This window comes from Marinoscillum sp., assembly GCF_965229915.1.
GTDB lineage: Bacteria > Bacteroidota > Bacteroidia > Cytophagales > Cyclobacteriaceae > Marinoscillum.
Genome location: NZ_CBDDJZ010000001.1, coordinates 1,027,276 through 1,038,819, shown reverse-complemented (window position 1 = coordinate 1,038,819; position 11,544 = coordinate 1,027,276). Strand labels below are relative to the sequence as shown.

The 11,544-nt window shown below is 46.1% G+C and carries 11 protein-coding genes and 1 pseudogene; 8 read left to right on the top strand and 4 right to left on the bottom strand.

Annotation, left to right across the window (positions count from 1 at the left end; genetic code table 11):
- Positions 1 to 33: 33 nt before the first annotated feature.
- Positions 34 to 381 (top strand): annotated as a pseudogene (gene arsC, locus ACO067_RS04545) (arsenate reductase (glutaredoxin)); the annotation flags it as partial.
- Here the strand turns inward: arsC and ACO067_RS04540 are convergent.
- Positions 282 to 644, bottom strand: a complete 363-nt coding sequence (locus ACO067_RS04540) for a DUF4199 family protein (protein ID WP_421878268.1) — start codon at positions 642 to 644, stop codon at positions 282 to 284. The pseudogene arsC and the gene ACO067_RS04540 overlap by 100 nt on opposite strands.
- A 151-nt stretch (positions 645 to 795) precedes the next feature.
- Between ACO067_RS04540 and ACO067_RS04535 the strand changes: the two genes are divergently transcribed.
- Positions 796 to 1,761, top strand: coding sequence for an NADPH:quinone oxidoreductase family protein (locus tag ACO067_RS04535; RefSeq protein WP_421871260.1), 966 nt, complete (start codon positions 796 to 798; stop codon positions 1,759 to 1,761).
- A 6-nt stretch (positions 1,762 to 1,767) separates the two neighbouring features.
- On the opposite strand, the gene ACO067_RS04530 is transcribed toward ACO067_RS04535, so the two are convergent.
- Positions 1,768 to 2,712: a lipid A deacylase LpxR family protein gene (locus ACO067_RS04530; protein WP_421871258.1), complete on the bottom strand. Its 945-nt coding sequence runs from the start codon at positions 2,710 to 2,712 to the stop codon at positions 1,768 to 1,770.
- Between the two features lie 38 nt (positions 2,713 to 2,750).
- On the opposite strand from ACO067_RS04530, the gene ACO067_RS04525 reads away from it, so the two are divergent.
- Complete coding sequence (locus ACO067_RS04525; RefSeq protein WP_421871256.1) at positions 2,751 to 3,857, top strand: aminotransferase class I/II-fold pyridoxal phosphate-dependent enzyme; 1,107 nt, start codon at positions 2,751 to 2,753, stop codon at positions 3,855 to 3,857.
- Here the strand turns inward: ACO067_RS04525 and ACO067_RS04520 are convergent, their stop codons facing one another.
- Complete coding sequence (locus ACO067_RS04520; RefSeq protein ID WP_421871254.1) at positions 3,858 to 5,069, bottom strand: hypothetical protein; 1,212 nt, start codon at positions 5,067 to 5,069, stop codon at positions 3,858 to 3,860.
- A complete protein-coding gene (locus ACO067_RS04515; RefSeq protein ID WP_421871252.1) occupies positions 5,066 to 5,695 on the bottom strand; it encodes a hypothetical protein in 630 nt (209 codons plus the stop codon). Before ACO067_RS04515 ends, ACO067_RS04520 begins: the two co-directional genes overlap by 4 nt.
- A gap of 473 nt (positions 5,696 to 6,168) precedes the next feature.
- Between ACO067_RS04515 and ACO067_RS04510 the strand changes: the two genes are divergently transcribed.
- From ACO067_RS04510 to ACO067_RS04490, 5 genes are all read left to right on the top strand, one after another.
- Entirely contained in the window at positions 6,169 to 8,028 is a 1,860-nt protein-coding gene (locus ACO067_RS04510; protein ID WP_421871250.1) for a tetratricopeptide repeat-containing sensor histidine kinase, read from the top strand.
- Positions 8,028 to 8,819 carry a response regulator transcription factor gene (locus tag ACO067_RS04505; RefSeq protein WP_421871247.1) on the top strand — a complete coding sequence of 264 codons (792 nt, stop codon included), beginning with the start codon at positions 8,028 to 8,030 and terminating at the stop codon, positions 8,817 to 8,819. Before ACO067_RS04510 ends, ACO067_RS04505 begins: the two co-directional genes overlap by 1 nt.
- Before the next feature lie 137 nt (positions 8,820 to 8,956).
- Complete coding sequence (locus tag ACO067_RS04500) at positions 8,957 to 9,613, top strand: hypothetical protein (RefSeq protein WP_421871245.1); 657 nt, start codon at positions 8,957 to 8,959, stop codon at positions 9,611 to 9,613.
- Positions 9,614 to 9,655: 42 nt separating this feature from the next.
- Positions 9,656 to 10,432, top strand: coding sequence for a DUF5683 domain-containing protein (locus ACO067_RS04495; protein ID WP_421871243.1), 777 nt, complete (start codon positions 9,656 to 9,658; stop codon positions 10,430 to 10,432).
- Positions 10,432 to 11,535: a hypothetical protein gene (locus tag ACO067_RS04490; protein WP_421871241.1), complete on the top strand. Its 1,104-nt coding sequence runs from the start codon at positions 10,432 to 10,434 to the stop codon at positions 11,533 to 11,535. Before ACO067_RS04495 ends, ACO067_RS04490 begins: the two co-directional genes overlap by 1 nt.
- Positions 11,536 to 11,544: the final 9 nt, after the last annotated feature.

Here is an 11,544-nt window from a genome sequence, read left to right as displayed (position 1 = left end):
CTTTTATCCTCTGCGGAATCTTCTTAGTATTGTATGTACAGAAAAACCGAAAATATGACCCGCATATTTCACAATCCACGATGCAGAAAAAGTAGAGAAACCCTGCAGCTGTTAGAAGATAAAAAGGAAATGGTGACCATCATTGAGTACCTCAATACCCCGCCGAGCAAAGCGGAGTTGAAGGAAATACTGGAGATGCTGGACATGAAACCTGAGCAACTCCTGCGAAAAGGGGAGGCTATTTACAAAGAACAGTTTAAAGGTAAGGACCTAACGGATGATCAATGGATTGATGCGATGATTGAGTACCCAAAGCTAATGGAACGGCCAATCGTCACTAAAAACGGAAAGGCAGCCATTGGCCGCCCTCCGGAGAATGTATTGGATATCCTACCTTGGGGCTCAGCCTGTTTGATTTCTGCCAGAAACTGCGGATTTAGAAAGATATATGTGGAAATAAAGATGGTGAAAGTGACCGCCACTACAAGGCTGGTCAATAAACCTACTCCGGCACCTTTCAAAAATTGGAAGCGTCCTTCCTTCGCTTTCTTGTACGTGTGAATGGATAAATAGACGCCCGCCAGCATGATGATGGCGTTAAATGCTCTCAGCTCAAAGTTGTGTACCAAACCCACTGCTTTCATAATCATGAAATAAGCAATCAGAGCCGCTGTAGTCAGTACACCAAATGTCAAACTTCTCGATTCTATCGTTTTCATAATGGTCATTTTTTGGTTAACTACACTATATTAAGGCGCTGTAGCGCAACATTGTTTGCATAAATCCCAATTACCCATGCCCAAAGCAATTATTTGCAACTCGTTTAACGGTTTGGAAGCACTTACCCTTCAGGAAGTACCTGAGCCAGTACTCCAGCCAGATGAGGTCCTCATAGCTGTGGACTATGCTGGCGTCAATTATCCGGACACCCTGATCATCCAGGGGAAATACCAGTTTCAGCCTGAGCTACCTTTTAGTCCTGGACAGGAAGTATCGGGAACGGTGCTGGCGATTGGCGATCAGGCTCAGGAGGTACGGGTTGGGGATGCAGTGCTGGCATCCATGACCTGGGGTGGATTTGGTGAAGTCGTCAAAGCGCATTGGCACAATGTCTATCAGCTGCCACCCAAAATTACCTGCTTATCCGCAGCTGTGGTACTGGAAACCTACGGTACGGCCATCCATGCTCTCAAGGATCGCGGGCAGTTACATCCGGGGGAGACACTGGTGGTTTTGGGAGCTTCTGGAGGTACAGGTACTGCTGCCGTTCAGCTGGGTAAGGTACTGGGTGCGAAAGTCATAGCGGTTTGTTCGTCGGAAGCCAAACGGAAAGAGGCTCTCGACAATGGCGCAGATCTAGCCGTACCTTATGACAACCTCAAATCCCAACTGAAGGAGCACCACGTGGATGTTGTTTTCGATCCGGTAGGAGGGGAGGTGTCCGAGCAGGCTTTTCGTTCGCTACGTCCCAATGGCAGGCACCTGGTAGTAGGATTTGCGTCGGGCGAAGTGCCCGCACTTCCGTGGAACTTGCCATTGCTCAAAAGCGCTTCCATCGTTGGGGTGTTTTGGGGAAGTTTCTGGCGCACCAATCCCAAAGAGAACCGAGCCAACATGCGCATGATCTTAAAATGGATGTCTGAGGGCAAGCTGAAGGTGCGCATCTCTAAAACGTATCCCCTGGTAGATGCTGCCAAAGCACTGGATGACATCATGAGTAGGCGCGCTATGGGTAAGCTGGTTTTGGAGGTAAAAAGTTGAGTGTTTTTAGAAGCGTTGGTTCAAGCGAATGGCCACATAAGTGTGCTTCATCGCTGAGTCGTTTTCCTTGCTCCTCCAGAATCGGGTAAAGCTGAGGTCAAATCTGGGCCAGCTAAACATGACCCCAAAACGATGCTGAATTACCCAGGGAATCGCATCCACAGTATCTGGAGATTCCGGTCCAATCAATCCACCTTGCAGTGTGGCATTGTACAGCACGTATTCTACACCGGGTGAATAGAAAAAATAAAACTCTTCGGTTTTTTGCTGACGTTCCTTTCGCTTGCGGCCAAGCGATGAAGCCACGTAAGACGATTGATGTATTGGTCGCAGCTCTCCTGTGCGGATGACCAGACTCTGCCTGAAATTGTTATAAACCGTCCCCATGCTCAGATTGGACTGACTGGAAACCTCAAATCGATAGGAAGAGTACAGCGGCTGAATGTAATTGAGGTAGAGATTCACCACTGGGGTGTCCTCAATCTGATACTGCCAGCCCATTGGCTGAGGCATCCCAAACCAGCGGTGCCAGGTGCTCTGTTGCTGGCCCATTCGCACTCCGGGTCCAAGCCAGCCTAGCTCTAGTTCGGCTCTGAGGTATTTGTTCGTATGGAAATAGTACTCATTGGTGATGCTCCCTGAGATAATTCCTGCATAGGGTCGGTCTATTTGTTCCAGTCTGGAGTGCCCAATCCAGTAGGGAGTATATATCCTATGGTTGAGCTTATAGCTTCTGATTTTCTTGGCCTTCTTGTTACTATCTAGCAGCATTCTGACCTCCGGATAGATGCCACTGCTGTAGTATTGATCCATGGTCAGGTCCAGTGTGAATACGTCATTGTCCACCACCAGTTGATAGTCAAATGTGAGGTATTCTTTTTTGGGCTTTTCCTGTGCGGACAGATGAATGGACAGGGCGAGAAATGTAAAGAAGAATAGTGATCTTCGCATGCGGCGACAAATATAGAGATTTAGCATTTTTGTAAACGATGAATTTGGACTTCCTACAGCAGAAACTCAACGACCGGATCGAAAAGGGAAATATCCGCTCTCTGAAAACGGATGGTGGCCTTCTGGACTTTGTCAGCAATGACTATCTGAGTCTGGCGCGAAATGCACAGTTAAGTCAGCGCATTCACAACAGATGTCTGGAAGAGCCAGTACCCAATGGAGGTACTGGAAGTCGCTTGCTGTCTGGAAATCATCGCTGGTACGAGGAGGCAGAAGAGCTCCTGCAATCTGTTTTTAGGGCCGAATCGGTGCTCTTGTTTAACTCTGGCTATGCTGCCAATCAAGCCTTGGTATCATCGGTTGCCGATAAGGGTGACACTATTTTATACGATCAATTGTCGCACGTCTGTCTCAAGGAAGGGGCTTGGCTAAGCAGAGCAGAGACGGTTGCTTTTCGCCACAACGATCTGGACGACCTGGAGCAAAGAATGCAGCGAGTGACCGGTAGGTGTTTTGTGCTAACCGAGACCATTTTTTCCATGGACGGTGATGTGGCACCGCTGCACGAGCTGGTGCAGCTATGTGAAAAGCATGGAGCCTATCTGATCGTGGACGAGGCACATAGTACAGGTTGCTACGGAGAGCAGGGTGCCGGAATGCTCATGGAAGAAGGTGTGGCTGAAAGCATCTTTGCCCGGGTTTATACTTTTGGCAAAGGCATGGGCGTCCATGGAGCTTGTGTGGCTGGTTCCAGGACTTTGATTGATTACCTGGTCAATTTTGGCAGGCCGTTTATCTATACTACTTCATTGCCACCGCACAGCGTTATCGCTATTACAGAAAGTTTTCGGTACCTGGCGGAGTACCAGCAGTTGCAAGGACAGTTGCTTAAGAAAATCGAGCTGTTTAGGACCCACTGGCCAAAGGCAATGAGCCATACCGCTATACAACCGGTAATGATTGGGAGCAATGAGCAGGCTCGAGTGATTTCCAGCCAGTTGCAGGAGTCTGGCTATGATGTTCGCCCAATTCTCTCCCCAACGGTGAAGTCAGGTACGGAGCGTCTCCGCATCAGTTTGCACGTGCACAATAGTGATGAGGAGATCAAAACCCTGGCTGAGATGTTGAAGCAATTGATGAGTTAATTATGGACTTACAAAAAGTCGAAACTCATTAGAAGTTAAGTCATACTCCTGATTTCCATGAAGTAGCATACCCATTTTGATAGTAAAGAGTTGTTCGGCGGAGATCTGTTCGGCTCGGAGGAGGAATTCTCCAGTAGCAATCGATTTAGATGGGATATTAGGAAAATCATTGTCATTGATCAATACACAGTTAAGAAACTGGTCAGTGGTACTGAGGGAGATCACAGCAATAGTAGGCGCTGGAGTAACGAGTGATTCGCTGATGGCGTTTTGTTGAGGGAGCAATGGTTCTGGGGTAAGTGAAATGATCAGATGATCTGGGAAAATAGGACCTGAGGTGTTATTCACTAGTTTGAATCGAACCAGTGCCTCGTTTACGGCTATTTCTTCCCTGGATGTTTTGATGCTTTTGGTCAGCGGATGAAATTTGAGGATTTCAAGACTCATCGAATCCAAAGGAGCACTACGGAGCGGAAGCGTGTTGCTAAAGAGCTGCGAAGATTTGATCTCTTTAGTGCTTGAGGGTTTGTTCACCTGATAGAGGTAAATACCAATGGATAGGAAAGCCAGAAAACTAACACTGATCGCAGGAAGAATGATCCACCTCTTGCTGGCTTTTGTGGAATGCTGAGCTTTGGGCTGGGGTGTCTCCTGATGAATGGTACTTGCATCTGATTGCTCTATCATCATTTCCTCTAGCAGTTGTTCTGGTAGATTGAGTATGGCGAGGCACAGCATGAGCGTAAATCTGGAAGGTGTTGCTTCTGTGTTAGTGAAAATATTCCCCAGTACCTTGTAGTTGTCCAGGTCTCCACCTTTGTTATCTACACCGGTTATGGACGGAAATTCTCCTTTTTCAATGGACCGCAATCCTTCATCTTTGTTTTTGAAGTCCCTGGCGCCAGTATAGGCACCACAGAGGTATTTGTAGACAACAGCCGCTCGAATCTGGGCCTCCTTTTGATCTAAATGATACAGAATGTCACGGTTCACAAGTCGCTTAAATGATGCCGGTGTAAGTCTTGGCGTTTTGTCCTTCCCGGACTTGATCTCTGCAATGAAAGGATGCGCTGATGGGGAGGGATGATGGTGATAGGCAATGACTAGTGTTCTTAATGCCCTGGTGATGCTTTCTTCAGTATGAGTGCCTATGAAGCGATCCAGTTGGAGTTCGTATTGGTCTATTTCTTCGGTAAAGGAAAGCTTGCTCATTGGATGGCCAGGTGGTATGTTTTATCAGATTGGGTGCTTATTGTTTTAGCTGTTTGCAAATCGATCAGGTCTATTTGGATTTGAAATGAAAAGAGCTTTGTTTCTTTCTGTTTAAGTTGGTCATCGATGCTCACAGTCAATTGCAATCGGCTATCTCGCTCATCCGAACTTCCGAATACGGTAAGATCGGTCGGGATCAATACGGTAGGTGCATCAAGGGATTTCACTTCCAGATCCAATTTACCAAAATAATCGTTGGTATGCATGATTCCGACCCAACGGCCACTTGAGGCCACGGCATTCTCAATAGGCATCAGACTTTGGGGAAGTAGCTTTATTCGGTCAATGGTTAATTGGTTTTCGGTATCGTTGGTTAGTTCAATTCCAATTTCCAGGTAATTGGAAGCAATGGTAGGCAGCTTTACTCGCGGACCTTTGCTGGCCATGAGGCGATAGTTCATACCACCAAATACAGGACTGTTTATATCTTCTCCGTTTGTTTCATCCAGCGTAAGTTCTACGCCATCTTTCAATTTGATGTACTGATCATTCCACAGTGATACAGTAGTGTACTCTACAGGCTGGATCCAATTATACAGCCACAACAGGTAAATAGATAAGATCATATGTGATTAGGTTGACACCCTGAAACATAAGCTATTCTGGGTTAAAATCAGAATTTGATCGGAACTCAATCAGAATTTGATCGGAATCACAAGAATTCTCCATCGCCGGCCTGCATCCATCCCGTGAAAATTGACCAGGCGATCTGATGTGAACAGACGGTTGATCAGACGCTCGCAGGTTTTCAGCCGGTGACTGGGAATATCGCGACTGCACCCACCATTAATCAAGTCTTGCAAGACGCTTTTTCAAACCATTAAATAAAAATGAATTATGAAAGCGTTAAAATTAGTACTTCTATTATTTGCAGTTTCACTTGTTTCTTGTGAATTCGAAGCGGATGAGCCAACTCCGCAGGTAGTGGACCAAGCAACTAACGGTACGGAAGATCCGGATTGCAAAGCGGATTGTGACGATTGAGGTTTTATGAATAAGGAGTTGTCATTTTTGACAACTCCTTATTATCATTGAAAACATGAAATCCTGCCTGGTTGCTCTTTTCTTGATTCTGATGTTCTTATCCTGTGAGGACACCCCAAAAAAAGTACCGAGAAATCAGGTGGCAATAGACTCTGCGGTCAATTGGTACCAGCAAGGAGATACTTCCTATTACCAATACAAATACGGGCTAGCCATCCAACAATACCAGCAGGGACTAACCTATGCCGAGCAAACCGACAGCTTAAACCTGCTCTCCAATCTCCACAACGACATAGGACTTTGCTACAAAAAACTAGGGATGTATGATAGTGCCATCAAGTATTATCAGATAGCCGAACAGATCGATCTGAACCGAAATGATACCACCTCTCTGGCTGGTAGGTGGAGAAATATGGGTAATGTCTACGAGTCACAGGGATGGCATACCGAAGCAATAGCGCTCTATCTTAAGGCGGTAGACCTACTTACACCCAATTATCAGCAGAAGATCGCACCGCTACACCTGGCGATTGGCAATATCTTTTTGGATCAGGGAGAATACGATGAGGCCATCAACTATTACCACAGGGCTTTACCAGTGTACATCCAAAGACAGTCTGAACTGCGACAGGCATCAGTGACCAATAACCTGGGGATGGCCTATCTAAGATTGAATCAATTGGATTCAGCTCATCGTTACTTAACCCGCTCATTGGGTGTGAAGATCCGTGTGGACTCCTCTTCACTACCATATACCCTAAACATGCTGGGGGAATTATTTATACGGAAGAAGAATTTTGATAGTGCATTATACTATTTTGATCAATCCTCGCAGGTTATCAATGTTTTGGACGATGGCTATCTGAGAGCTAATAACTCCTATCATCGGGCCAAACTGGCCATTGCCACAGATCAATTGGATTTGGCCAAGTCTTTGATTCTCGAGTCAGTCTCCTATGCGGAGCGGCAGCAAATAGGTGAACTAATGGTTTGGAGTTACGAAATACTTGCTGAAATACACCTAAAAACAAGTGAATACGATAGGGCTTATGGGTTTTTGAAGCAATGGTCCGAACTGAGAGATTCCATCTTTTTGGCTGGCAAACTCCAGACGGAGCGAATCATCAGTAATTATGAGTTAGACAAGAAAGAAGAACAGCGCATCCGTGCAAACATCCAGGCAGAACGCTCCAAGGCTAATGCCAGAAGGAGTTTTTGGATAGCAGGCGTGGCGGTAATCGCCCTTTTGTTTTTTGCTTTGTTGTCATGGATTATTTACAGGCAGCGCCAAAGAATGCAGTCCTTAAATACGGACCTGCAAGAGAGCAATCAGCAAATTGACACACTCAATCGCCAAAATTTTCATTTCACGGTCAACTCGTTGGCGGGGATTATCAGCATCCTCAATGGGCAGCTATCTCAATACAAGGGAAGTAAGGCTTATGACGTATTGGTGGAAGAAAAACTTCGAATGGAAAGCATCTCTATCCTCTACAACAAACTGTTCAAAAGTGAGGAGGGTCAGTATGTGGCAGTCGCAGATTTTATCAGAGATATTGTTATCAATACCTTCGATACCATGGGTATCAGTAGCGATCGCCTTGAGCTGAATCTGGAAGATGATCAGTTTACCAATCAAAAAGCCTTCACCTTAGGATTGATAGTGAATGAGATCAGCCTAAACGCTGCGAAGTATGGGATGGCAAATAATGGTGTTTTTTTTGTTAATTTCAGTGGCACAAATAACAAACACTCATTGGTCATGCGAGATGAAGGTCCCGGATTACCTGAATCGGTGCAATGGACGGAGAGCAGTAGTTTTGGAATCAGACTCATCCGTATACTGTGCGAACAGCTGAATGCTGAGGTGATTATCGACAGTGAGTCGGGACTTAGCTATCACATTACCTTTTGATGAAGAGAACTATGGTTGATGCAAGAATAATAGTCGTAGAGGATCAGCTCTTACTGGGTCATGACATCATTGATCGGCTCAAATACTTCGGATATCAGAATGTCTCTGGTCCGTATGCGTCAGCAGAGCAGGCCTGGCAGGAAGTCAAGAACGACTTGCCTGATGTAGCCTTATTGGACATCAACCTTTCTGGTAAAATGACAGGTGTAGACCTAGCCACCAAACTCCTCTCCAAAGGAGCCGTGAGGATCATTTATCTCTCCAGCCGCCAGGATGATGAGGCGTTTGATATGACGCTGAAAACTGCTCCTGAAGCCTTCCTGAATAAACCCTTTACCAACAACGAATTGAAAATGGCGGTGATGAAGGCACTAAACTCAGAACACACTCCGGAGATACAGTCGGGCAGTAGAGAAATCCTCAATGACCGAATTTTTGTCAAAAACGGACGTGGCAGGTTTGCCATTCTCCTCGATGATATATTATGGATCAAGTCCAATGGAGGAGATACGGCGGTCATCATGACTGCCGACCGCCTGGAGCTGAAAGATAAGATGCTACCTACAGTGGCACTCAACCTTTCCAAGATTGAAGAACGGCTGTCCTTTTATCCTCATCTGACACGAGCATCCCGGTATTTCATCATCAATACCAAACAGGTGCAGCGTGTGATCGATCATCAGGAAGCACCCGGCTCCCCCGTGAAAAAAGCGGTTTTGATAGGCAATAAGGAAATTATCCTGGGATCTAGATATCGAAAACTGGTGACCGACCAGTTTCATCAAATATGATAAGTAACGACTTGGTTTAGGCGTCTTTTTTCACCATATTTCTGATTGATTCACCCCCTTAAACGGAAAAATTCCACACAAATATGAGCTTGTAGCAGGATGATAGAATTTTACAGTACATGTAAAAGTCTACTGTTATGAAAAATACTGCAAAGCTCCTCATGGCCGTCACCTACCTACTGATCACACTCAGTGCACTGGAGGTGCAAGCTCAAAAAGAAAAAAAACTGGAGGATAGTGGCAATAAACCTCACTGGGTCAATTGGTCGCGAGGTAAGGATTTTAAGCGATTGGGAAAAGGTAGAGCCAACCGGATCAAAATGGACAAGGACGATGACGTGTACTTGTTTGTGGCCAATGCCCGAGAAATGGCCAATAATGGCTCCACTGATCTGTTTTCTTTGGATGATACCCGGAGAGTAGCTACTCTCAATGCGTCGTTTGAATTTGCCAGCATCCTCAAGCAAGAGATTGATGCCTCCGTGAGAAACGATGTGGCCATCTCAGAAGAAGCACGTGAGCGTCTGTTTACCCGAACAGAGAAGATGAAGACGGCCGCCAAATTCACAGGTTTTACACGTGTGGCCAGCTATTGGGAGAAAATCCTGGAAAAGGAAACCAATAAGATTTACTGGCAAGTCTACTTTCTGTATTCCATCAATGCCAAAACAGTGCAGGAAAACCTCGCCAAAGCCATGGAGCAGCTAGAACTGGCCGATAAAACCAGTGCGGTGATGGCAGCCATCGAGACCGCTGCGGAAGAAGCCGATGATGGAGATATCGGAGAATTCTAAATAATACTATTTACACATTACGTACTAACCACACCTACCTTGATGAAAGTTTTAATTACGCTTCCACTGATACTTTTGGTATTAGCACTACAAGCTCAGCCTAAATGGATCAATGATGAACCACAATCTGAATCACAGTTATTTGATTACTTCGTAGGAGAGGGCACCTCTCGTGATGAAGCTTTTTTGGATGCACTGGAGGCGCTGGCGATACAACGTGGTGCGGTTACTGCTGGGTTTTCAGTAGAGCAGAAAAGAGAGATTATTGATGAGCAGGTGTCAAGCGAGTTTAAGCGAAGTGGTAAGGTCAAAGTAGCCGAAAAAACACTCGTTATTTTCCCAGTGAAAAAGTGGAACAATGGCTCGTACTTCTACACACTCATAGGGTCACCCAAGCAAGGTGAGCGCACTGATGGTGGGGTGATGGCCAAAGGGAATTTCATCTGGCGTTCATCTTTAGTGCCTGGATGGGGTCAGTTTTACAATAAAGAACCTTCCAAGGGGTTGCTGTTTAGTTTGGGCACAGTGGGATTGATTGGTGGAACCATTTTCAGCTTTAGTGAAGCAGGAAAGCAAGGTGATCAGGCAGCCATGGCCTTACGTCAGGGAAACCTGGCCCAGTACAATACCTACGATCAAAATGAAAAAACCTGGAAAGCGACCGGCACCATTCTCGGTGTGGGAGCAGCTGCGGTTTGGATCATCAACATTGTAGATGCCACAGCCTCTGACAAAAACCTTTATGTCTTTGAGCGGCGAAAGATGCATTTGGATTGGGCAGTTGCCAGAAACTCTGTAGGTCTAAAAATCACCTTCTGATGAAATGGGGATTGCTACATATTGCACTCTTCATTTCCACTTCAGCCTTGTTTTCCCAGCCAGGATTAACAGAGGCATGTGGGTATTACGGTGACAATGCCAAATTCTCCAGAGAGGAGCTCTGCCCACAACTTGGTTATGATAGCTATGAGGAAGCGGAAGTACCTGTAGCCAATATCATGGAGCAGCTTGGTCTACGGATGAACTTCCTGTTGGTGCGCTGTGCAAACATCAACAATGCCTTTGCAGTCAATCTGGATGGAGACATTGGCCAAATCAGGTACATTATCTATGATGATGGATTTCTTGATAGAATAGGGATGAAAGCTCAGACCGATTGGGCGGCTATAAGCATCCTTGCTCATGAGATTGGGCATCATCTCAATGGTCACACTCTGGATGGGCAGGGGAGCAGACCAGATAAAGAACTTGAGGCGGATGAATTCTCCGGGTTTGCGCTTAATCGACTCGGTGCATCAATGGAGGAAGCCCAGGCAGCCATGCAAAATGCCGGTAGCGATAAAGCTTCGAAAACACACCCGGCACGGAGTGACCGACTTGCATCCATAGCTACTGGCTGGACCCACTCAGCTGCTCTAAGTGCGAAGTACGCTAATCTCAGTCGCAACCTGGACTATACCACTTATGCCAAAATGTGGTTTGAAAAAGCACGTGCCATTGAAGGGGACAGTGAAGAAGATCACATCAACCGAGTGGCATACTATGGAAAAGCCACCGAGTACCGACCCGATTATACGGCCGCTTATCGCAATCGGGCCAAATATCTCAATGAGCTTGGATTGCATAAAAAAGCAATCGCAGAAGCCAATAGTGCCATCGCTCTGGACAAGGAACAATGGAATGCTTATACGGAAAAAGCCAGAGCGTACTTCGGATTAGAAGAGTACGACAATGCCATCAAGTACTACACAGTAGCCATTGACAACCGTCCTGATCAAAGAGCCGGAGACTATGCTGCCCGAGCGTTTGCTTATCTGAGCAAAGGGGATGAGCAGGCTGCCATCTCAGATCTAGAGAATGCGCTGAAGATCAAACCTGACTGGCAGGTTATGCGCCAACAACTCATAGAACTTAAAAGATAACCGACTATA